The sequence below is a fragment of the Longitalea arenae genome (genome assembly GCF_016924755.1).
Taxonomy (GTDB): domain Bacteria; phylum Bacteroidota; class Bacteroidia; order Chitinophagales; family Chitinophagaceae; genus Niastella; species Niastella arenae.
The window spans coordinates 23,359-47,056 of the sequence record NZ_JAFFJX010000004.1; the positions used below are offsets into that span (position 1 = coordinate 23,359).

Annotated in this window: 25 protein-coding genes; 18 read left to right on the top strand and 7 right to left on the bottom strand. The window is 44.0% G+C overall.

Annotation, left to right across the window (positions count from 1 at the left end):
* The first annotated feature begins 8 nt into the window (after positions 1-8).
* The 13 genes from JT717_RS10915 (at position 9) to JT717_RS10970 (ending at position 9,518) form a co-directional block, all read left to right on the top strand.
* Complete coding sequence (locus JT717_RS10915; RefSeq protein WP_205510363.1) at positions 9-884, top strand: hypothetical protein; 876 nt, start codon at positions 9-11, stop codon at positions 882-884.
* A gap of 58 nt (positions 885-942) precedes the next feature.
* A complete protein-coding gene (locus tag JT717_RS10920) occupies positions 943-1,149 on the top strand; it encodes a hypothetical protein (protein ID WP_205510365.1) in 207 nt (68 codons plus the stop codon).
* 30 nt (positions 1,150-1,179) lie between these two features.
* A complete protein-coding gene (locus tag JT717_RS10925) occupies positions 1,180-1,380 on the top strand; it encodes a hypothetical protein (RefSeq protein ID WP_205510367.1) in 201 nt (66 codons plus the stop codon).
* 105 nt (positions 1,381-1,485) lie between these two features.
* Positions 1,486-1,695, top strand: a complete 210-nt coding sequence (locus JT717_RS10930; protein ID WP_205510369.1) for a hypothetical protein — start codon at positions 1,486-1,488, stop codon at positions 1,693-1,695.
* A 73-nt stretch (positions 1,696-1,768) separates the two neighbouring features.
* Positions 1,769-1,984 (top strand): hypothetical protein, encoded by a 216-nt coding sequence (locus JT717_RS10935; protein ID WP_205510371.1) that lies wholly within the window; start codon positions 1,769-1,771, stop codon positions 1,982-1,984.
* A gap of 29 nt (positions 1,985-2,013) precedes the next feature.
* Complete coding sequence (locus tag JT717_RS10940) at positions 2,014-2,229, top strand: hypothetical protein (RefSeq protein ID WP_205510374.1); 216 nt, start codon at positions 2,014-2,016, stop codon at positions 2,227-2,229.
* Between the two features lie 28 nt (positions 2,230-2,257).
* Positions 2,258-2,470 (top strand): hypothetical protein, encoded by a 213-nt coding sequence (locus tag JT717_RS10945; protein ID WP_205510376.1) that lies wholly within the window; start codon positions 2,258-2,260, stop codon positions 2,468-2,470.
* Between the two features lie 191 nt (positions 2,471-2,661).
* Positions 2,662-3,954, top strand: coding sequence for a radical SAM/SPASM domain-containing protein (locus JT717_RS10950; protein ID WP_205510384.1), 1,293 nt, complete (start codon positions 2,662-2,664; stop codon positions 3,952-3,954).
* Positions 3,954-4,286, top strand: coding sequence for a cysteine peptidase family C39 domain-containing protein (locus JT717_RS28385; RefSeq protein ID WP_240348005.1), 333 nt, complete (start codon positions 3,954-3,956; stop codon positions 4,284-4,286). The genes JT717_RS10950 and JT717_RS28385 overlap by 1 nt, the downstream gene beginning before the upstream one ends.
* A 68-nt stretch (positions 4,287-4,354) precedes the next feature.
* Positions 4,355-6,133 (top strand): peptidase domain-containing ABC transporter, encoded by a 1,779-nt coding sequence (locus tag JT717_RS10955; RefSeq protein WP_240348007.1) that lies wholly within the window; start codon positions 4,355-4,357, stop codon positions 6,131-6,133.
* A gap of 6 nt (positions 6,134-6,139) precedes the next feature.
* A complete protein-coding gene (locus tag JT717_RS10960) occupies positions 6,140-6,625 on the top strand; it encodes a hypothetical protein (RefSeq protein ID WP_205510386.1) in 486 nt (161 codons plus the stop codon).
* Between the two features lie 18 nt (positions 6,626-6,643).
* A complete protein-coding gene (locus JT717_RS10965) occupies positions 6,644-8,392 on the top strand; it encodes a galactosyltransferase-related protein (RefSeq protein WP_205510388.1) in 1,749 nt (582 codons plus the stop codon).
* Between the two features lie 7 nt (positions 8,393-8,399).
* Entirely contained in the window at positions 8,400-9,518 is a 1,119-nt protein-coding gene (locus JT717_RS10970; protein ID WP_205510390.1) for a lanthionine synthetase LanC family protein, read from the top strand.
* Here the strand turns inward: JT717_RS10970 and JT717_RS10975 are convergent.
* The 6 genes from JT717_RS10975 to JT717_RS11000 form a co-directional block, all read right to left on the bottom strand.
* On the bottom strand, positions 9,512-10,255 hold the full coding sequence (locus tag JT717_RS10975; RefSeq protein WP_205510392.1) for a class I SAM-dependent methyltransferase: 744 nt from the start codon (positions 10,253-10,255) through the stop codon (positions 9,512-9,514). The genes JT717_RS10970 and JT717_RS10975 overlap by 7 nt on opposite strands.
* Before the next feature lie 201 nt (positions 10,256-10,456).
* Positions 10,457-11,284: an MBL fold metallo-hydrolase gene (locus tag JT717_RS10980; protein ID WP_205510395.1), complete on the bottom strand. Its 828-nt coding sequence runs from the start codon at positions 11,282-11,284 to the stop codon at positions 10,457-10,459.
* 191 nt (positions 11,285-11,475) lie between these two features.
* Positions 11,476-13,470, bottom strand: a complete 1,995-nt coding sequence (locus tag JT717_RS10985) for an alpha-L-arabinofuranosidase family protein (RefSeq protein WP_205510518.1) — start codon at positions 13,468-13,470, stop codon at positions 11,476-11,478.
* Positions 13,471-13,676: 206 nt separating this feature from the next.
* Positions 13,677-16,616: a M16 family metallopeptidase gene (locus JT717_RS10990; protein WP_205510519.1), complete on the bottom strand. Its 2,940-nt coding sequence runs from the start codon at positions 16,614-16,616 to the stop codon at positions 13,677-13,679.
* A 264-nt stretch (positions 16,617-16,880) separates the two neighbouring features.
* Positions 16,881-17,228 carry a hypothetical protein gene (locus tag JT717_RS10995; protein ID WP_205510520.1) on the bottom strand — a complete coding sequence of 116 codons (348 nt, stop codon included), beginning with the start codon at positions 17,226-17,228 and terminating at the stop codon, positions 16,881-16,883.
* 14 nt (positions 17,229-17,242) lie between these two features.
* Complete coding sequence (locus JT717_RS11000; RefSeq protein WP_240348009.1) at positions 17,243-17,752, bottom strand: DUF488 domain-containing protein; 510 nt, start codon at positions 17,750-17,752, stop codon at positions 17,243-17,245.
* Between the two features lie 267 nt (positions 17,753-18,019).
* On the opposite strand from JT717_RS11000, the gene JT717_RS11005 reads away from it, so the two are divergent.
* The gene (locus JT717_RS11005) at positions 18,020-19,252 is read left to right on the top strand and encodes an exo-beta-N-acetylmuramidase NamZ family protein (RefSeq protein ID WP_205510522.1); all 1,233 of its coding nucleotides are present in this window, start codon (positions 18,020-18,022) and stop codon (positions 19,250-19,252) included.
* A 65-nt stretch (positions 19,253-19,317) separates the two neighbouring features.
* On the opposite strand, the gene JT717_RS11010 is transcribed toward JT717_RS11005, so the two are convergent.
* Complete coding sequence (locus tag JT717_RS11010; RefSeq protein ID WP_205510523.1) at positions 19,318-19,896, bottom strand: dihydrofolate reductase family protein; 579 nt, start codon at positions 19,894-19,896, stop codon at positions 19,318-19,320.
* Positions 19,897-20,089: 193 nt separating this feature from the next.
* Here JT717_RS11010 and JT717_RS11015 point away from each other — a divergent pair, with 193 nt between their 5' ends.
* The 4 genes from JT717_RS11015 (at position 20,090) to JT717_RS11030 (ending at position 23,612) form a co-directional block, all read left to right on the top strand.
* Complete coding sequence (locus JT717_RS11015; RefSeq protein WP_205510524.1) at positions 20,090-20,962, top strand: AraC family transcriptional regulator; 873 nt, start codon at positions 20,090-20,092, stop codon at positions 20,960-20,962.
* Between the two features lie 76 nt (positions 20,963-21,038).
* Complete coding sequence (locus tag JT717_RS11020) at positions 21,039-22,139, top strand: serine hydrolase domain-containing protein (protein ID WP_205510525.1); 1,101 nt, start codon at positions 21,039-21,041, stop codon at positions 22,137-22,139.
* Positions 22,140-22,264: 125 nt separating this feature from the next.
* On the top strand, positions 22,265-22,807 hold the full coding sequence (locus tag JT717_RS11025) for a YceI family protein (protein ID WP_205510526.1): 543 nt from the start codon (positions 22,265-22,267) through the stop codon (positions 22,805-22,807).
* A gap of 268 nt (positions 22,808-23,075) precedes the next feature.
* On the top strand, positions 23,076-23,612 hold the full coding sequence (locus JT717_RS11030) for a YceI family protein (protein ID WP_205510527.1): 537 nt from the start codon (positions 23,076-23,078) through the stop codon (positions 23,610-23,612).
* The last annotated feature ends 86 nt before the right edge of the window (positions 23,613-23,698 follow it).

The following is a 23,698-nucleotide window of genomic DNA, read 5'->3' on the forward strand; positions in this document are numbered from 1 at the left end:
TGTTCAACATGCAACTGGCTAGCAGCGGAACAAGCTTTAACTACCGGCAAGATCCTGGCGGTTTTTATATAACGGCAATGGTAAATGCGCTTTTTCAAAAAGAAGAACAGGCGCAATATGTGGAGGCTGTTACAGCATTTGATCACTGCTTTCAGCTGGCCAAACAAAATAGACTGGAGGAAGCTGTTTTTGCATACTCAGCATGCAACAGCATCAGCAGCACACTCGCCCCTTCATTACTCGACTGGGTAATGGCATTTTATGGCCAGCGGCTCTGTTACTACCATTATAAAAGTAAAAATTACGAAGCAGGAGCCAGCTTAACAAAGCAGATAAGCAAATCAGTTAATAGGCTTTATGAAAATGGCCATCAAATCATGTTCTTTGTCGACATCCAACAAAGGCTTAATCTCAGCAGGATCTACTTTGCGCAGCATAAAGTAGAAAAGGCCATTTCATTATGTACAGAAAGTGTAATCGATATGTATCATAAATCGGGCGCTTTCCATAGCCAACAGTTCATCAATGACGTTCCGGAAAATGAGCTGCTCGAGATCACACAATATGGAATGATGGTGGAAGTGCTGACCGATGCCTGCAACAGGATCCTGTCAAGCTCAAAAGAAGATGCCGGCCAGGTTGAGAAAGCAACTATAACGCTTATAACACCGCTGATTGACCTGGATTTCAGCAGCATTTCTAACGATTTAAAATATACGGGCATCAATAAGTTCCTTTCATTGCTTGGTGGATTGACGGGCTACCGTGAGCTCCAGGATAGCGATATTCTTTACTTTATGAATAGCCCGTATGCCGATAAAAAAATGCTGATGGTTTTAAACAATTACATAGCCATGGCAAATGTATTAGACGGCAGCCCTTAACATCGAATGTAAAAAATGTGCTATGATTCCTTATTCAATAACCATAAACATTTAAAAAATGAAAAAAACGATCAAGATCCTTCTCGAAAAGATGGACAAGCTGCAGGAAAGTAAAGATGGAACGCTTCAGGGCGGGTTTTCCTCCATCAGGGGCGGCCTTAACTTTAATGACAGCACCAACCAAAGTTGTACAAACGTAAAAGACTGCTCAAAATCTACCAATACCGGTACACCTACCTGTACCAATGTACAGTGTTTTATGTAATCAGCCTTTCACAAACCTTCATCCAGCAATATGAAAAAGACAATCAAGATCCTGACAGTAAAAATGAACAAACTGCAGGAGAAAAAAGACGGTCATCTAGAGGGTGGATTTGCCTCTATTAAAGGTGGGTACAATTATTCAAATACCGTAAACGAGTACTGCTCCAACACAGGTAATTGTACACAGTACACTAATTTCTGCCCCGGTAACCCCGGTGTGTGCGTTATATAGCTCTCCTGCGCACTCATTACATCCTGCTTTATGTAACCTCGCGCTGGCATCGCATGCCAGGTCTGTACTTTTTTGCCCGATACTTTCACTAATAAAAATTAAAAAATGAAAAAAACAATTAAGATCCTGGCAGCTGAAATGGAAAAGCTGCAGGAAAAGAATGATGGCACATTACAGGGCGGTTTTGCCTCCATAAGAGGTGGGTTCAGCTTTTCAGATAGTACCAATCAAAGCTGTTCCAATACAAAAGACTGCACCAAATCGACCAATACCGGTACGCCTACGTGCACGAACTACAATACCTGTTTAATGTAGTAGCTATATCATCCCCACCTTTTACCGGGCTAACCAATACCGTTTTTCTTTCATTAACCATAAATTTCAAAAAATGAAAAAAACAATCAAGATCCTGTTGGAGAAAATGGACAAACTACAGGAAAAAAGCGATGGCTCGTTACAGGGCGGTTTTGCATCTGTTAAAGGTGGTTTTAGCGCAACCAGTTTTGGGGTAAATGATACGCCAGCCGGTTGCTCAAACACCTTTGACTGCTCAAAATCAACCAACGTATACTCCTGTAGCAACAGTATGATCTGTTTAATGTAGCAATTATTTATTAACTAAAAATGTAAATCATGAAAAAGACAATCAAGATCCTGCTGGAGAAAATGGACAAACTGCAGGAACAAAAAGATGGCACCCTGCAGGGCGGTTTTGGATCCATCAAAGGTGGTTTTCATGCAGCAGTTAGCAGTACTAATGATACAATGCACTGCACTAACACAGGTAACTGCAGAAAAGAAACCAATACAGGCCTCGGCTGTACCAATTCAGGATTCTGTTACATGTAAAAAAAGCTAAAATTTAAACTTTTAAAAAATGAAAAAGACAATCAAGATCCTGCTGGAGAAAATGGACAAGTTGCAAGAAAAGGATGGCACGCTACAGGGTGGTTTTGCTTCCATTAAAGGAGGATTCAATGTAACTTATGATAGTGAGAACAAGTCCAATTGCACGAACTCGGGCGATTGTACCAGAACCACTAATACGGGCACCCCAACTTGCGTCAACTCAGGGACCTGCTTCTTTTAAAGATTGCCAGGTAAATGAATGAATGGATGATAGTTCCACGGTTGATTGCATTATCCATCGCTGGCAGGAAAAACAGGGCGTTGCATAACCAGGTACATGATCTGCTTGTGCAGGGTTGTGTTCGCCCCCTGCCCTCATTTATATCAACTGCTCAACCAGTTTTAGTTTGCTCACCAGTTTAATTAATAACAATGAAAGCGAGTAAATTCAATATATTCTTCCCGCACGAGGATAAAATAGTAGGGTTCAACAGCTATACGTCTGAATATATCGTACTTGAACCAATGCTGTACGAAATGTACGATGCCTGTTTTAAACAGAATAGTTTCGATGACCTGGGCGAAGTGCATCCGGCATTTTATTCTTTTCTCTGTGAAAAAGAGTTTTTGGTAGATGAAACATTAGATGAAATTCAACGGGTAAAAGAGTATTCGTATAAAATTGATAATGACGAAACCCGGTATGAACTGCATATCAACCCTACCATGAACTGTAACTTCAAATGCTGGTACTGTTATGAAACGCATATAAAAGATTCGAAAATGGACCAGCAGACGATCGATCATACCCTCAAATACGTAAACAATGTATTTGAACAAAAGAAGCAACTGCAGCAGTTCTCGATCGGCTGGTTTGGTGGAGAGCCTTTGTTATACTATAAAAAGGTGGTTTTACCCATACTCGAAGCGGTGTCTGCGCTTGCCAGCGAGCGGGGAATTACCTTCTTTTCGTCCATGACGACCAATGGGTTGCTCATTAACGATGAAACCATCGAAACCGCCAAAAAATATGGGCTTAATTTTTTCCAGATCACCCTGGATGGCAACCGCGAAAAGCACAATAAAGTACGTTTTATTTCAGAAGGAAGAGGCTCATATGACCAGATCACCGCAAACATCGTTTCACTCGCCCGTGCAGGTTTAACAGTCGTTGTGAGGATCAACTGCTCGGCAGACACGCTTAACGGTATAAACGACATAGCTGCCGATTTTTCTCATGTAGAAGAAGAAGCAAGGCGATTTATGACCTTCGACTTCCACGCTGTATGGCAGGAAAACGAGGATCTCTTCGATCAATTGTACGAAACCAGGGTTTACTTCAGGCAACAGGGTTTTGCCGTGGAAAGCGGCTCCCTGAATTCCGTTTTGAATTCCTGCTACGGTGATCACAGAAATCATGCGACCATCAATTACAATGGAGAGGTATTCAAGTGCACCGCCCGCGACTTCACTACCCAAAACAGTGAAGGCCTCCTGGCTGACAACGGTACCATTAACTGGAATGAAAAACTGGAAAAAAGACTCAACAGCAAGTTTAAAAACAAACCCTGTCTTGAATGCGCGATACTGCCTATCTGTGGCGGGGGCTGCACCCAGCAGGCGGTTGAACACGAAGGTGTGGATTATTGCGTGAATGACTTCGATGAAACCAAAAAGCGCAAGATCGTTATCAATAAATTTCTGGAAACTTTAGCAGCATACTGATGAGGACATTCCCTTTTTATGCCCAGCATGATATCATTGATTGTGGCCCTACCTGCCTGAAGATGATCGCCAAATATTATGGCAAGGATTATTCACTGCAATACCTGCGCGAGCTTTGTTTCCTGACCCGCGAAGGTGTAAGCCTTTTAAGCATCAACGATGCAGCCGAAAACCTTGGCTTCAGGACCATGATGGCGTATTTATCTTTCGACCGGCTGGTAAATGATAGTCCATTACCCTGTATTTTGCATTGGAACCAGGACCATTTTATCGTTTTGCATAAAGTAAAAAAAAAAGCTTTGTCATTGCCGATCCCGCCCACGGGATCGTAAAAGTTGATAAGGAAACTTTTTTAAAGGCCTGGATCTCCACTGCAGACGGCAAGGGCACCGTGTTATTATTGGAACCTGCACCGGATTTTTATATAAGGGACACAGTTAAAGAAAACACCACCGGCGCCTGGTTCCTGTTCCGGTATCTTTTGCCATTTAAAAAATATATTGTGCAGTTGCTGACCGGCATGATGATCACCACACTCATTTCGCTGGCCTTTCCCTTTTTAATGCAAATGATGATCGATGAGGGAGTGAACAACAAAAGCAAATCGGTTGTCTTTCTCGTTCTTCTCTCACAGCTCTTTTTGTTCATCGGAAAAACAGTAATTGACATCATCAGAAGCTGGCTGATATTACATATGAATACGCGGATCAGTTTCAACATTATTTCAGATTTTCTAATAAAACTGCTCAGGTTACCCATCAAATTCTTTGATAGCAAAACCGTGGGCGATATCTCGCAGCGTATTAATGATCATCACCGCATTGAAAATTTTCTGACCGGTTCGGTGCTCAATTCCGTATTCTCGATCATAAACATTGTCTTTTTTACATTCGTCATTGCTTTTTACAGTGTAACCATCTTTTCGATCTTCATTGTATTAAGCACTGTTGGTGTTATGTGGATCCTGCTTTTTCAAAAAAGGAGAAAACAACTGGATTATAAACGTTTCGCCAGGAACCGGGAAAACCAGGACAAGTTATATGAAATGATCACTGGCATGCAGGAAATAAAACTCTATGGCAGTGAAACGCCCAAACGCTGGGAATGGGAGCAATTGCAATTAAAGTACTTCAGGCTCAATATTAAAAGCCTCGCGCTCGAGCAATACCAGCAAACAGGCTTTACTTTTTTCACCACTTTGAAAAATATCGTCATTTCATTTATTGCCGCCAATGAAGCTATAAACGGGCATATAACCCTGGGTGTGCTGTTAAGCATCTCTTATATCGTTGGACAAACGAACGGGCCCATAGAACAATTGGTATCGTTTGTAAAATCGGCACAGGATGCCCGGCTGAGCATGAGCCGGCTGCAGGAGATCCATAACAAAAAAGAGGAAGAGAAAAACGAAAACATTGAACCGAATCAAACGATCAGCCACGAAGATATCCACCTGAAAAACGTTTCCTTTCAGTATGAAGGCCCTAAATCGCCCCTTGTACTGAATAATGTATCGTTGACCATCCCAAGAGGTAAGGTGACTGCCATCGTAGGGGCCAGCGGTAGCGGAAAAACCACACTAATGAAATTGCTGCTGGGCTTTTACAACCCGGTTGCCGGTGAAATACTTATCGGCGACAGGGAACTGCGCACCATTTCACCCCGATTATGGCGCAGGGAAACCGGTTCGGTCATGCAGGATGGATATATCTTTTCCGACACCATTGCCAGAAATATTGCAATGGACGGAAAAGAGATCGATCCTCAGAAAATGGATAATGCAGTGGTCACTGCCAATATAAAGGAATTTATAGAAAAGCTGCCACTGGGCTATACGACCAAGATCGGCCCATCAGGAATTGGATTAAGCGGCGGGCAAAAGCAACGGATCCTGATTGCGCGCGCCATTTACAAAAACCCAAACTATCTTTTTTTCGACGAAGCTACCAGCAGCCTGGATGCTAACAATGAGCGCATCATCATCGATAACCTGAATGACTTTTTCAAAGGACGAACCGTTTTGATCATTGCACACAGGCTGAGCACCGTAAAAAATGCAGACCAGATCATTGTGCTGAAAAACGGGAAAATAGCAGAGCAGGGCAATCATGAATCGCTCACACGATTAAAAGGAAGATATTTTGAACTGGTAAAAAACCAACTTGAATTGGGAGGATAAAAGAACATGCCAGACAATAAATACGAGATCAGGAATAATGAGGTGCAGGAAATAATGTGTAAACCACCGCATTCATTTATTGCATACGGCAACAGGGTAATGCTTTTCATCCTGCTTGTAGCATTTTACCTGCTTAACAGGTTTCCGCTGTATATGCGGGAAACAACCCATTTCCAAATTGCCGGCATCGAAACAGCCGGCCATGAAAATGATTCTGTTGTGCTGGTGCTTGCATTGAACAACAGCATTTCAAAAGAAGTAAAACCCGATCAGGCAGCAAAGATAGCTGTAAACAACCTGAAGTTTAATGATAAAGAACACATGAATGGTAAGATCTGCCGTATTGACCATACCCAATACAATGCACCGGTACTGTATGTTAAATGTGATCGCACAGCTATAAACACCAAAAAAGGAATGATCGGGAACCTCGAAATCATTATTAAAGAAAGAACCTTTCTATCCATGCTGGTAGACCGGTTTCAACTGTAAAAATTCAAAATAGGTATTATGATCTTTCTTTCAGCTCAACCAGATGATTATTATTTTACCTGGCAACTGGAATTACAATTGTATAATTTTAACCAGTTAGGCATACCTGCGGAAAATATTCATGTGCTGATCGGCTACGATCCTAAAAAAGGGCTGCAACATTATTTTCAGGACCTGATAGCACAGAACAGCGATAAAGCCTGCTTTTTTACTTACGCCGATACAAGAAAACAAAACAACTACCTGTCTTCTATCCGGCCACATATTATTCAAAAACACCTGCAGGCAAATCCACACATTGAACAGGAAGCTATATTCTATCACGATGCGGATATCATATTCCGCGAGTTGCCCGATTTTGAAGAAATGGTAAGGGATGAAGTATGGTACCTCTCCGACACCAGGGCTTATACCGGCAGTGAGTTTATTATTCAGAATGGCGGAGAAGTGACCTTTAAAGCGATGTGTGCCGTTGTGGGCATCGACCCGGAAGTGGTTGTGCAAAATGATGTCAACTGCGGCGGCGCCCAGTATCTTTTAAAGAGAACAACAGTGGCCTTCTGGAACAAGGTAGAACGCGATTGTGAAGCCCTGTATACCTTGATGGAAGACCACAATCACCGGCAGGCGGAACTTTTTTACAGAAAGTTTGGAAAACCCCAGGCGACCTTTATAGGCGTTCAAAGCTGGTGCGCCGACATGTGGGTTGTATTCTGGAACGCTTTGTTACAGGGAGTGCAATGCCGTATTCACCCCGACCTGAATTTCCTGATTGCGAAAAGCCCCGTTGAAGAATGGGCCACAACTAAAATATTACACTATTCAGGGGAAGCGGTAAACAGTCCCGGCCCCTTGTTCAGGAAGATCAATTACCGGCATTTCGTTCCTTATTATGACCAGGAGCTGGAAACGATAGATTATTCAAAAACAGCCAGTTTCCACCTCGTAAAACTTATTAAAGAATACAGACAAAAATTAGACGAAGACCGGATCGACCTGCGCGATGTCACCTTCCTGATACCGGTTCGCATTGACGGTGAAAGCAGGCTAAAGAACCTTTATATTGTAACGGCCTGCCTCAATAAATACTTTAAAACGAATATCCTTATAGGAGAATCAGATACCGGTTCAAAAATTGATGTTTCACAGTTGCCGGCATGCTGTAAATGTATATTTATTGAAGACAGCGATGTATTTCTTCACAGAACCAAGGTGAATAATATTCTTATTAAAAATGCCAGCACGGAGATAATCGCCATCTACGATACCGACGTGGTATTCCCGATCGATCAGATCGTGCAGAGTGTTCAATTGATCAGGCAGGGATCAGCCGCCATGGTCTCTCCTTATGATGGAGATTTTGTGGGCATTACCAATATATTCAAGAGTATGATGGAGAAAATACTCGATCCGGAATTGCTTAGTTTGAATCTTAAAAAATTTCATCTTGTATCCCGGCGGTCTTATGGCGGTGCTGCATTTCTCAATCGTACAGCATATATCGCAGCGGGAATGGAGAATGAACATTTTACCAGTTGGGGGCCCGAAGATATTGAACGGCCTAAACGAATGAAAAATCTTGGTTACAAGGTGAAACGGATACAAGGACCTTTATTTCATTTGCCGCATGCGCGCAACATTAACTCCGGTTATCCCAACAGTGACTATTATGTGCATTTTATGGAAGAGTATTTCAGGATCAGCGATATGAACAAACAACAGCTGGAAACTTATATTGATACCTGGGAATGGTGTAACTTAAAATAATACAACGATGCTCACAACAATCGAATTATTAAAAAACACAGAGAACTTTATAAGAGAAGCCAACAAAGAGCCGGATGGTATTACCGATACTGGTTTATGGAATGGCCATACAGGCATGGCTATTGTTTACTATTTATTGGCCAGGCACAGCGCTGATGCCTCATTTGCCGAAAAAGGATTGCAACTATTAGACTCGGTAAGTGAGACCGGCGTACCGGGCGGTGACCTCAGTTTTGCCAATGGCCTCACCGGGGTAGGCTGGGCCATAGAATGGCTGGCACAAAATGAATTGATGGAAGATATCAATACAGATGAAGTGCTGGAGCCTATTGACAGCATGCTTTATAATGCAGTTTGTTACAGCCGGGACGAGAACCCATCCTTATCGCATGGAACCCTGGGAAAGATCGCTTATTTTATACAAAGAGCACAAAGCAGGAACGCCGCGACCAACCGGTATAAAACCATCGGCCACCTGGAATGCCTGATCTTGTCACTCGACGATCTGGCGGAAAAAACCGCGGATGCGCTGACGATTCCAGACCAGCAGGATTCAAACGCCAACAACAGGCGCATGCACCTTTGTAATCTTGCTGAAATACTTTATATCATTTCAGGAATTAAAGTGCAGGTAAATTCCCCCGTCACCGGAAAACTCATGTATGACGCTATAAATTACGCGGAATATATTTTATCGGGATCAGTGATGAATGATGAAAGAGCTGCCCGGCAACCGGATGAATGGCTTGACCTGCTTTATGTGGCCACCAGCTATTTGATCGCGGCCCGGTTGAATAACAATAAATTCTGGGAATCGCAGGCTGCAGATTACATAGCACGTATCATTCCATTTGCTGATGATAACTCAGGCCTCACCACTGAACAACAATTCCAGAAACTGGTCTTGTTCAGCCTGCTCAATTTTTATCATCCGGCACAGCAATACCGCATTGTGATTGAAGATCTGCTCACCCATCTTTCTTTTCTGGAGCTGCCTCCGGCCCTGTTAAATGGTTATGGAACACTGGCGATAGTGGAATTATGTTTGCTGAATCCGGGGCTAATCGACAACTGGTATGAAGTGATGTTTTTTTCAAGGCAGCCGTATAAAAGGGATCCTCAATAATGGCTTCTTATGGGCGCCGTATGAAATGCCTGACCAAGCGTACACCAGGCGAGGCTTGAACCGGCAATATTGAACGCCAGCCCGAATTCCTTTTTCCAGCGTTCAATGATATCCTGTTCTCCCTTGCGGTTCACATCATCCAGATATACCGATGATCTGGATTGTAATCTATCGATCAAATAAGGGAGAGCGGGGTATCTCGCCCTTTCTTTTGATGGCTCCCAGGCGGGAGGTCCGTCAATGATCGCCATATCGAATTGCCGGTCTTTCAGTGCAAGGTTCAAAAGATCAACAGCATACCATAAACTTCCGTCCAAAGCGAGATCGCAGGGTCTTAATGGTATGGAAATAACGGTGGCAACCTCGCACAATTGCTCATTTTTAAGTTGTTCGTTTATCAGTTTCGCCCAGGCGTCTTCGTGGTCAACAGAAATGACGGTCGTATTCAGGCCATTCTTTTTAATAAGCCGCGAGATCAATATAGTAGATATACCTGCACCGAACTCTATGATACATTGCCGGCCATTAATAATAATATCGTTTATTATATGGTTAATACAATAAGGCCGCATGGAAAAACCTGTAAACCCCAAATATGGATATCCTTGCATAAGCGGCTGCAGTAAGCCCAGACTGTATACGTCTTCCGTTCTGCGTTCGTTTTGGTTAATACCATTAGCCATATATTCCAGCAATGATATCAACTTCTCCACATCATTTGATTCTTTCCGCGGCATAGTATTGAATTTTTATTTAATAAATTCAGTTAAGCTGTCAAAAAAGGAATGATATTATAGAAGGCGGGCCTGTAACCGAATTTAAGTAGAAAATAAATACCACCAATAAGCGTTGTGCTGGATTTTACATAAAAAAACCCCGGCGGTATCGCCGGGGTATCTTGTATATGCAGACTTTATGTTTATTAATATTGTTAGTGCTTACCGCACTCTGATGACGCCTTCCGTGATCACAGGAAATTTGGAAAAACTCGCAGAATCATAGCCCGGCAAAATGAATTTCTCGTCGGCAACCAGCATCTGCATTTTTTGCATCGACTTTACATAGCCGTTGGCATCGAAACTGCTGAAGGTAGGCGCAGGCGTTACAAAACTTGAATTGTAATATATCCAGACATTGTCCGATGCGAGCGCCATATTGCCCAGGTCGGTCTTCACCAATGCACACTGCGGTAACACGGGCTGCCTTGCGCCTGGAAACATTTTTACACCCGGTATAATTTCCTTGTTATAACCTTCTATCAGCGTTACCCGCCCATTGGTATGGAGCTCTATCAGCTTACGCACTTCCCTGCGGTTGAACTCGCTGTTCACACCGCCTTTCTGCCAGGCGGTAGTGGTAAAGTAATTGTAATCATCTTTCTGAACCCATACCTGCGCGTTGGGGAATTGATCGGCATTGTTCACGTTAGCGAGGTGCTGATAACTTAAAATGATGTCGGTAATATCTTCGTTACGAACGGTCAGCTTTTGTAAAGTAGAATCGGGCCTGAAATCATCGATCATGTCAAAATCCCTGGCGGAAACAAAACTGTATAAATAACCGGCATCCATCAGAATGCTTTTTCCGTTGCCTCTGACCAGCCACACCATAAAGTCGATACTTACACTGTCATTTTCTTTTTTAACGGCCAGTGAGTCGTGGACGAGCGATCCATATTTAATGGCATACACTTCATATGGTGTGGTTTGGGAAAATGCCAGGCAGGAGAAGAAGAGCCAGGCCAGCATCATGGAAATCTTTTTCATAGTACTGATTAATTGCTTTTAAAGGGTGGGCACCAATGCCCATTGATGGTTACGGAAAGCAAATTTAATAAATACACCAATAAGTAAAAAAAGAGTCCCGGTATGCCGGGACTAATGTTACAACTTATATTAAGATAATAAGAGCTCAGGCTTATTTATTGTTCTAAGAACGTTTATTTTTTCTCCACATTTCATTTTTTACCCATTGACCTGTTTTGAATCCGGATGACAGACAACGAAAATGCAGGCGCCTGGTATAAAAACGACTTGCTGATCGTAATATTTGATGTTTTGGGTAGTATATTTTGTGCAGCATCGCACCGGTTTTCTGCCATTGGATCGCCACTTAGGGTAGTAACGGTTGCTTTTCCATTCAGCGAACCGAGGCTTCCGAGGTTTATTTTCGCTGGTACAACCACAGAGTCCCTGTTCACTATCTTCAAAATGATATCGCCTGTTTTACTGTCCTTCACACAAGAAGCTGCAAAAGTTTTAGCGGTATCCGGTACATTGGCGGTAATGATATTTGAATAGTACAGATCCCCTTCATTATTGGCAAAAAGCTTTTGCACATAGTAATTGATAGTAGGGCATACCTGGGTTCCGGTAAAGTAGATGAGGTTGGGATTCCATTGAGTATGTCCCCGGCGCCCCAGTAAAGGAGCATAGGAAGAGAACTGTACCACATCTCCGTTCCTTTCGAGTGAGGTCATGTATAAAGCTTCTGCCAATGACGACCGCAGCGTGTTTTTACGGCCTGCATCATGCGCGGCATACTCGCCTACATATACTTTGGACGCAGCTCGGGAATAGTTATCGTATCGCTTCAGGTTGTTGATAAACCATTCGGGTTTTTCATAATAATGTTCATCAACCATATCTACTTTAATTTCATTTGCAAATTGCCAGCCCAGGTCGTAATCTTCGCCCGAATGAAAAGGGCCGGTAGTGCCAATGATCGTGATCTCCGGATGTTTGGCATGCACCACATCATAGATCATCCTGAACCGTTCCCTGAAAACCGGGGTGATCTTATCTTCGTTGCCAATGCCTATATACTCCAGGTGAAATGGTTCGGGGTGACCCGCAGCGGCGCGTTTAGCCCCCCACGTTGTTGCCGGCGACCCGTTCGCGTATTCTATGAGGTCGAGTATGTCCTGGATATACGCTTTCATTTCCTCCTGCGTAAATCCTTTTTGTCCGGTGCCGCCAATGCGCCAGGTGCCGCCTGAATTCTGACAACTTACACCGGCGGCTACTACCGGCAGCGGTTTAGCGCCGATATCTTCACAAAACTGGAAATACTCAAAATAGCCCAATCCCACTGACTGGTGATAATTCCAGATATTACGCTGGCCAATGCGTTGTTCAACCGGCCCGATCGTATGCTTCCAATGATAAATATTACCCAATCCATCGCCATGCACCAGGCAGCCACCGGGAAAACGCATGAACTTCGGTTGCAGGTCGGCAATGGCTTGCGCCAGATCGGCCCTTAAGCCGTTCGGCCTGTTCTTAAATGTCTTTTGCGGAAAAAGGGAGATCATATCCAGCGCCAGTTTGCCTTTCGTTTTCGCCACGATCACCAGCATGGCGCTGTCATTCGTTTCCGTGGCCGTTATAGTTGCGGTATATTTTTTCCAGTCCTTTGACTGCGTACTAAAAGCAGCTTCGTTGGAAAGTTTTCCCTTTCTGCTTTTCAGATAAACAGTGACAGGAATGGCATTATCACTAAGCTGTTTCAGGAAAACGGAAAGATCATATTGTTCACCGGCTTTTATAGCAATACCATCAAATCCCGTATTGGTGAGCCCCACGCCTTCCCTACCCTCGTCTTCTACATTAAGCACTGCATAATGCGGGTTGTTGGCGTGTATGGGGGCATTTGTTTCAACGGAAATCGTTCCATAACCAAAACCTTCTGTAGTATAGCGCCAGGCGGTTAATGGATGCCATTCGCGGTTATCACTGGCGGTATATTCAAAGGAACGGTTTTGAATTAATTCGGCATAGAGGCCGCCATCTGCGGCATAGTTGATGTCTTCAAAGAAAATTCCAAACAGATGGGGGCTGATGGCTTTACTGCCGGCGGGCAGTTTGGGTTTCACTTTCCGGGCTGTTTGGGCCTCTGCATGCATTCCCATACAAACAAAAACATATACAAAAAAGCAGGCAAGTTTTTTCATACGCAGCAATGTTGGTTATAAACGTAAATTAGACACTAAATGTACGAAATATTCACAGTTCCAAACTCACAGTCTAAGTTCACAGTTCAAAGTTCACAGTTCCTAGTTCTTAGTGACGCTGCACGAATAACATATGGCATAAGCAAAAAGGTGAGCTCCCCTGAAGGAACCCACCTTTATACTCTATAAACTTGTGAACCGTGAACTTAATATCCAAAAAGCTCCTCTAAGGTCAGGGTCTTTACTTCTCCAATTGCTTTCAAATCATCAACCTTGATCTTCTTATCAGATGCCACTACACAATAGGTATAAGGCTTGCCACTGATCTGCTCTTTATGCATTTTCTGCACATCCTGAATAGTCAGCGAAGACAGGGATGCATATTCTTCTTTCCGGAAATCGCCTTTCCAGCCTTTTTGCTGGGCCGACAAATACGAAGCAATAATGCCCTCCTTGGTGATGCGTTGGGTTTCCAGGTCTTTTTTAAATCCTGTTCTGGCCAGCTCAAAACGCTGTTCCGAAACAGGCAGCTCCGTCAATAATTCATTCATGCCTTTGATCGCTTCATTCATTTTATCGGCCTGGCAACCTACATAGGCCACCATATAGAAGGGATATTCCTTGCGGGCAGGTGTATTATAAAAAGCATATGTTGAATAGGCCAGTGCTTTGGATTCCCTGATCGTTTGAAAGACCACAGAGCCCATGCCGCCGCCGAAATAATTATTGAATACGTTCACCACCGCTTCTTTAGTGGCATCATAAGCCACATCGTTTCTAACCCAGGCAATTTCACTTTGCACCATGTCGTAGTTCGTAAACAATAATTGATTGGCAGTTTGAACGGCCGGCGCAAAATTTACCCGTTCAGGATAATTGGTAAAGGCAGCCGGTACCGCATGCAGTTTTGCAATGGATGTTTTGAAAGCCGCATCTGTTTGCGGACCATAATACATAATGCGGTGTTTATACTGCATCAGGCTGTGTAAGACCTGTACGAGGTCAGCCGCTTTCAACTGTTGGATCTCGGCATCCGTAAGCCCTGTATTGAATGGGTTCTTTGCACCATACCGTGCATAGGAAACCAGCCCCTGCATAATGCTTTGTTTGTCGGCCTTGGCATTCGCGCGGGCTTTCATCAGCCTCGATTTCAATGCTGTCAATGCGGCTTCATCGGCTTTGCAATTGGCAAGGATCTCTTCAAACAAACCAACCGCTTTATCGAAATTCTCCTGCAGACCATTAATGGTCACCGTAGTCATTTCATTGGTGGTATTGATATTGAAGTTACAGGCGATATTGTAAAACAATTTGCTGATCTGTTCAGCTGAATATTTATCCGTGCTTAAGAACTGGAGGTATTGGGCAGCCAGTGGCAGCAGTTTATTATTCCAGGTGCCCATGTCGAACTGATAGTACAGGGAGAACAGCTCGTTGCTTTTATTCTGTACATATAATACATCGGCAATACCGGATTTGGAAAGTGTGATATCTTTATCATAGTCGAGCCACAGGGGTTGAATATCCGATACCGCGATCGCTTCCATCTTTTTCAGAAAGCCAGAAGATTTGCCAGCATTGGTCTCTATGGGCGTAATGGCCGGCTTTTCGACCTTTACGATATTTTTGTCCTCCCCTTTTCTTTTATAGATCAGCACATAATTATTATCGTTCAGGTATTTATTTGCCGTAGTGACCAGTTCGGCCTTTGTAACCTTTGCCATATCATCGAGGTAGCTTACATCTTTATCCCACAATGTGCAACGGTTCTTGATAAAGGCATCCATCAGTTGTTGTGCGCAATGGGTACTGTTGTCAAGCCTTTGCAGAAGGGATAATTTGGTATTGGCCACAATGGCTTTGATCATCCCTTCCTCAAACTCTCCTTTCTTCAATAATGCCAGTTGTTCCATCAGCAGGCCTTTTACTTCTTCCAGTTGCTGGCCTTGTTTAGGGGTGCCTATCAACATGAATATGCCATAATCTTTATACTGTTGCAAACCGGCCTGTGTCATTTGCGCCTTTTGCTGTTTGTTCAGGTTCAGGTCGAACAAACCGGCTTTTCCATTTGACAGGATAGACGAAGCCAGGTCAAGCACCATCGCTTCGTGGGCGCTGGCAGCGGGTGTACGAAAACAAATGCGCATGTTCTCGGCAGAGGGTCCGAAGATCTCTTTCACGATCGGTGCTGTAATCGGTTTCTCAGGCGCAGATTTATACTCCTGCACCGGTTTTGGTTGCATATAGGAAAATGCCTGATCCACTTTTTTGATCATCAGATCCGGATCAAAATCGCCCGACAGGATAATACCCATGTTGTTGGGTACATAATATTTATTGTAGTAGTTCCTGATAGCAATCAGGGAAGGATTCTTTAAATGTTCAACGGTACCGATGGTTGTTTGCTGTCCATAGTTATGCGTGGGAAACAATCCGGCCATCATGGCTTCCTGTACTTTGGCAGCATCATTATCGAGCCAGCGGTTCTTTTCTTCATATACCGCTTCCAGCTCGGTATGGAACAATCGTAACACCGGTTGCCGGAAACGTTCGGCCTGAATAGTCAGGAATTTATCAACGGCATTGGCGGGAATGTCTTCCTCATACACCGTTTCTTCCACCCAGGTATGCGCATTGGTCTTTTGGGAACCGATATTATTCATCATTTTATCGTACTCATTGGCGATGGCAAAACGGGAAGCGATACCGGAAATGCTGTCTATTTGTTTATAGATCGCTTTACGGGCAGCGGCGTCTTTGGTAGCGCCATATTGCTCGTACAAAGCATCGATCTTATCTAAATAGGGCTTTTCTTTTGCCCAGTCGAGCGTACCATATTTATTGGTGCCCTTGAATAACAGGTGTTCGAGATAATGGGCCAGGCCGGTATGGTCTTTGGGATCGTTATTGCTGCCGGCGCGTACCGCCATGCGGTATACAATGCGCGGTTCTTTGTGATTAACAGTCAGAATAACAGTCATCCCGTTCTTAAGGGTATAGAACCTGGTCTGAATAGGATCGTTGGTTACATATTTATACGTGTAACCGCCAGCGGATGCCTGTTTCCACTGATATTTGTTTTGGGCAATACTTTGGCAGGCTGCCGAAAGGAGCAGTAATAGTGCAAAAACCTTGTTGAATTGCATAATGATACGTTGGTTTACTTCTTGAGTTATACTGAAAAGGGGCATGATCATGTAGTAAAACAGGCCTCAGGTCAGCAGAATAAACAATAATATTAAATACCTTTTATAAAGACGCACCAGCGGCGGCAAAGTATCCCCCGCGGGGAAAACTTTTTTGTATGAATCTGTATAACTGGTTAATATCAGAGACGAACGGTCACTGCCAGGAACAAAAGCCAAAAACAGAGATCAATCAGCCGGTCTGAAGCAAGTTTTTGATCCTGGTCATTTTTTTACAATAAAGAGCAGCAGGATCAGGATAGCTTCTACAATCGCATCGCCGAGATAAACGGGTAATATAACATCCTGGTAAACGTAATACACATCAATTATGCCGAAGCTGAAAGCGGATAAGATAGCCAGTAGCCTGGCAGGTGATTCTCTCAGACTGTAGATCAGATAAATGCCGATAGTGGCGGCCAGGCAACCTACCATTTTCACCAGCCAGATATCTGTTTTATCACCTGTAACGGCCAGGAATGAGGGCAGATGCAGCAAAGGCCACAAGCCGGTAAGAATGTAGTACACGCCTTGAAACAGAAGGATCCTTTTCATCCAGGTGAATGGCTTCATGATGGGATAGTTTATTACTTACTGAATAGATCATCCGGCGGGAACCCCTTGTAAAGTTCACTCATCACCGTTGCCTGATCTTTTATGCTGCCGCTTTCGTCTATATGATGTACGTTAATAAGATCGTTAGCCAAATAGCGGCCGATCAGTCGCGCCCGGTGGCATTCACCGGGTTTACTTTCGCTACACATGATGGCCAGCCTGATATTTTTATTGTAAGCTGTTTTCAGGCGGTTTATACCCTTTTTAAAGAAGTCTTTTTCTTTCACTTTTTCGTAATCAATTTTTCCGTGACTGTAACAGCTTGCATCTTTTGGCCGGCCCCCCAATTCATCGCCCATAAAAACATAGGTGATGGCATGCTCCTCTAAAAAGCGCTTCAATGCATTCTGGTTGTACTGCGGATTGAACCTCGAAAAGGGTTGAGAACGAACATCCACCAGATATTCAATGCCATACTCTTTCAGCAGGGCAAGAAAATCATCCGATTTCCGCCTGCCATGGCCAATAGTATATAGCGGCATCTTCTCCATGTTACTTAATGACCATAAAAAAACGTGCCCTGCACGTAACGATATTTCTGGCAGAATGGAATACCCGACCTCTAAACGGGTGCGTCTTTCTGCTTAACTTCCTACCGCAGCCGGAACTATTGGCCCCGGCTCTGCATAAACAGGAAAGGCATCGGTTAAAATGTAAAAAAATCACCCTCATAAACAGCATGAATCGTTGAAGAAGTTATCTTAGTGCCTGCAGAAATCAAATAAGCTTCATTCATACAAATTTCAATCATGAAGATCTATTGCGTACTGGCATTGCTTCTTGCTCTGATGGTAAGATCTGAACCGGGAGCTTTCCAGAATGAGCCACCCGCTTCCGGTTCACCTGTGACCACTTCACCCATTATCCCGGGCGCCGATCAAACTGAAAAATACATTCACCTGCTCACGAACAAAAGAGTTGGGATCCTGGCCAATCCTACCAGTATCATTGGGAACAAACACGTAGTAGACAGCCTCATAAACCGGGGTGTCAAATTTGTAAAAGCCTTCGGCCCCGAACATGGCTTCAGGGGTAAGGCCAGTGCCGGCGTAAAAGTAACCGATGAAACCGATGCTGCAACCGGCATTCCCATTATTTCCTTATATGGCAAAAAAAGAAAACCTACGGCAGAGGACCTGGCTGATGTTGATATCATGATCTATGATATTCAGGACGTAGGTTGCCGGTTCTATACCTACATAAATATCCTGCGCGATGTGATGGAAGCCTGTGCCGAGAACAATAAAGAATTATTGATCCTCGACCGGCCCAATCCCAATGGCTACCTTGTAGATGGCCCTATTCTCGATATGAATTACAAATCGGGGATCGGACAATTTCCTATTCCGATCGCCCATGGGATGACCGTAGGCGAATTCGCCAAAATGATCAATGGCGAAGGGTGGTTGCCCAATAAAATGACCTGTAAGATCACCGTTATCCCGGTTCAGAATTACAACCATGACATGGAATATGTATTACCGGTAAAACCTTCGCCCAATTTAAATACGCAGCAAAGCATCATGCTGTATCCTTCCACCTGCCTCTTTGAGGGCATTGCCCTTAACCATGGCCGCGGTACCCAGTTCCCGTTCACCGTACTGGGCGCCCCGGCATTAAAAGGCAAATACAGCTTCTCTTATACGCCGGTAAGCATTCCGGGCATGGCCGAAACACCGCTGTATATGAATGAAGTTTGTTACGGGTTAGACCTGCGCAATTATGATGTATCGAAGCTGCGCAAAAGCAGAAGGATCAATATCGAATGGGTGATTGAATTATATAAAGCCTACCCCGACAAACAACGCTTTTTTGACCGCAGCATCAGCAAACAGATCGGGAATATCGACTTCCTGGCCGGCACGCCGGAATTCAAAAAACAGATCATAGCTGGCAAAACCGTAAAACAGATCCAGGCTTCCTGGGAACCCGGCCTTTCTCAATATAAAAAAATGCGCAAGAAGTACCTGTTGTACCCATAAAAGCAGGTATTCTTGAAAATGGAGTTTTGGGAATGTAAAAAGCTGAAATAAGAAGTAGGAACTCACTACTTCCCACTCCCTTCTTTTTGGTACTGTAAGCAAATTACCCCACTCGCAAAGGCTTTGTTGGTGACCAGCTTCAGGTTGGTTATTTCCTGTATATTCTTAAATAAAGGAATGCCCTGGCCAAGGAGAACAGGATTCAAAAATAACCAGAACTCATCTATCAATCCGTAATGCATAAGCGCATGTGAAGCGCGAGGACTGCCAAAGATGATGATCTCTTTCCCCGCCTGCTGTTTCAATGCTTTCACGCGGTGCTCAATATCATCACTGATCACCATGGTATTGGGCCGTTGCTGCCCCTTCATTGTTTTCGACAAAACCACCTTATCTACTTTCTTATACCAGGCAGCATGTTCAATATCATGTTTGGAGGCATTCGGTTGATCGGCTGCTGTTGGCCAGTATCCTTCCATCATCTCATAAGTCACCCGGCCGTATAAAGCCGTATCACTTCCATCGATGCGTTTGCCCACATAGTCGAAAATTTCGTCATCTACCTTTATCCAATCCATTTCTCCATTGGGACCAGCTACAAAACCATCCAATGAAACGTGCATAAATGATACGAGTCGGCGCATACTTCTGAATTATAAGTTAAGTAATTGATTGATGCAACAAACCTACTACCGTATGGTGAATTTCAAAAGGGTGAAATGCGACAATCTGAAGGGGTGATCCCGTCAATCGCGGATCATCATCTTTCACTATTTTGCAGGAAGATCGATTTTTACCGTCAAAAAGATTTATTATTGAAGTCTGTTAATAAGAACCATGTCCATCACTAATCCATTACTGGAACTGAGCAAATCGGTGGTAAATGTACCTTTCGAGATACATACCATGGAGTGGATTGCGCAGAACCGGTTCCAGCAGAATGCCGTTCCCCACCGTCATAATTACTTTGTGATCATCTGGGTTAAAAAAGGAAGGGGCACCCACCTCATCGACCTGGAAAGATATGAACTGGAAGATAATGCTGTGTATTGCATCACGCCCGGACAGGTACATCAACTCAATACCACAGGTCCTGTAGAAGGTTATGTGATCTCGTTCATGGCTGAATTCCTGGGCGGCGCCGAAGAGAATTATGATCTGTTATTCAATACCGGCCTCTTTTATACCTTTTCCAATTCACCGGTTATTAAGGTGAATGAAGAAATGAGTATTGAAATGCAGGACGCCGTCACGAAAATGCAGAAGGAGTTCAATAATTTTTTTATCCTGCGGGCAGAGATCCTGCGTGGTTTTTTGAAGATTTTTCTCATCTACCTTACCCGCCAGTACGACAGGCCAAGGGAAAGCGAAGCACAATCAAAAAGCATTGACCTGGTAAAACAATTCTTTGCCCTGGTAGAAAAACATTTCACCACCAAAAAAATGGTCACCGATTATGCCGAAGAACTGGCCGTTACCCCCAACCACCTGAACGAAGTAGTAAAAAAAATAACCGGTTCCCCGGCCAGTCATCACATTCAGCAACGCATTATCCTGGAAGCAAAACGCCAGGCTGTATATTCCCGGGTTACCATGAAGGAGATCGCCTACCAGCTGGGTTTCGATGATACAGCCCATTTCAGTAAATTTTTCAAAAATGCATCCGGCGAAAGCTTTTCCGATTTCAGGGCTAAAAACCAGGGTTTATAGCGAAAGTTCTACAAGCTCAGTTATTATTTCAGAAACCGCTGACCGGCAGGCAGCTACATCTATTAATACAAATACCATGTTCCGTTTAACTACCCTATTTATCAGTTTATTCATCTTTAGTATTTCCTTCGCCCAATTTGTTCCGCAGCCTTTAAAAAATTTTTCGCCCGATTCTGCCGGTTTTAAACCCGGCTTTTTCGACGCCTTTACAAAAGAGCTGGAAGACAGCAGCAAAGCATTGGGCGCATTTATCGTATGGCGTAAAAAAGGCATAGTTTATGAACATTATTTTCATGGGGCCACAGCAGAATCGTGGTTCAATATTAAATCTATTACCAAAAGCACGGTATCAGCCATGACAGGTATTGCGCTGGAAAAAAAATTCATAGCCGATATCAATACGCCGGTAGTGAACATTCTTCCCGAATATGGTAAGCCCCGTAGTGTTTCAAACAAAGGACCTGTCTTGTTTGCCGGATGGCTGGCGTACAATGACTCAGTGAGAAGGACGCTAACGCTCAGACACCTGCTTACTATGCAACATGGGTTTGAATGGAATGATTTTGGGACAATGGCGGGCGTCTTCCTCAATTCATCCGATCCGATCAAGTTCAGTCTGGACCTGCCCTTTTCCGATACACCGGGCAGAAAGTTCGTGTATTGCACCCCTGCAACGTCGATAGTTGGCGCGGCTGTGGCTAAAGCCGTGGGTACGGATCTGCGGTCCTTTGCAAAAAAGAACCTGTTTGATCCGGCAGGCATCACCATAAGGCGCTGGGATGTTGACCCCGTCGGCCGTGAGATGGGAGGCTCCGAAATGTATATGACCGCCATCGACATGATGCGTTTTGGATTGCTGTACCTGAATAAAGGCAAAGCAGGCAGCAAACAGGTCATTGCCCGGTCATGGGTAGAAGCGTCAACCGAAGCACAGGCCCGGCTCGACTATTGGGACATACTTCCGAATGCCAACGGATATGGCTATTTTTGGTGGCGAAGAAAGACCAATGGTCATCAGACCTTTTTTGCCAGCGGCGCCTGCGGCCAGTTGATTGTGGTGGTGCCCGACCTCGAAATGGTGATCGTAGCCGCTACCAGACTGGATAGACCCCACCGTAACCGCGAAGAACTTAAAATGCTTCATGTAATGATAGACAAATTGACCAAAGAACTTTAAACCAAAGCACCCAGGCGTCAGCCACCCATTTCACTTCCGCTTTATCCATGAATTGTACATCAACATCCTTCTAAGGTCAATTGCGGGGCAATTTGATTTTCACTTATTTTGTTAATTGAATAAGTATGAACACAACTGTAAAACAAGCCACCTGGGCCATCGACCCCACCCACTCGACCATCCGGTTCGATGCCAAATACCTGTTGATCTCGTCTGTATCAGGCTGGTTCAGGGAATTTGAAGGCACGGTAGTGAGCGGACAGGACGGGTTTTGTAACAGTGAAATAAACCTCACTATATATACCCATTCGTTAAATACCGGCAACAACGAGCGGGACAACCATTTACGGTCACCCGATTTCTTCGATTCGAAAAATTTCCCCACCATTCAATTCCGTTCAACGGAAGTGACCATGCAGGAAAAGAATATCCGGGTAACCGGCAGATTAACGGTAAAGGGCATTGAACATCCATTCAGCTTTACCGCCACTTTTCTGGGCATGTGCGCCGATCCTATGGGTAATACAAAAGCTGGTTTTGAAATGAATACCGTCTTAAATCGCAAAGATCTCAATATCACCTGGAACCAGTTGTTCGACCGGAACGGCCTCTTACTTAGCGACGAGGTAAGGGTGCATTGCGACCTGCAATTGTTAAAGCTTTCTTAAAGGCTCAGGCAGCAGGCGAACGCTAAAGGCAGAAATTTAGTCAGGTAAGACAATTATAAAAGGTCAGTAGACGTGTTCTACTGACCTTTTTGCTTTATCGCACTTTCTAACTGCCTTCCAATTAACATATTAGCACCTCAGCCGATCAACAGATTGGCCTTACCCGTAAAATGTACAACAGATTCCATTATATCACTATTCCCCGGCCCCGGTTTCTGAGCGACATTTGTGATGTCAATAATTAGTAACAAAACAAAAAAATAAAACAATGGCACAAGTTAAATGGACACTCGACCCAATGCACAGCGAAATAACTTTCAAAGTAAAACACCTGATGATCAGCACGGTTACAGGACAGTTCCGCAAATTCAATGTAGTAGCAGAAACCGCAGGTGACGATTTCAGCCAGCCCGGCCATGTGGAAGCAACTATCGATGTATCATCTATCGATACCAACAATGAGCAAAGAGATGGTCACCTGAAAAGTGATGATTTCTTCGGCGCCAGCAATCATAATCAGATCGTCTTTAAAGGTAACAAGCTTGACGTTAATGGTGATGAAGGCAAATTACATGGCGAACTTACCATTAAGGGCGTTACCAAACCCGTAGTACTGAATGTAGAAGTTGGTGGTGTGGTAGTTGATCCATACGGACAAACAAAAGCGGGTTTTACCGTAACCGGTAAGGTAAGCAGAAAAGAGTTTGGCTTAACCTGGAACGCCGTGACCGAAGCTGGTAATGTAGTTGTAGGCGATGATATAAAATTCACTGCAGAAATACAGCTCATTAAACAAGCCGCTTAAGGTAAGCCCCGGCACGGTTTGCATGCGAAGAGCCGGACATGGTATAATACCCTGACCGGCTCACATAACCAAAACCTTATCTCAGC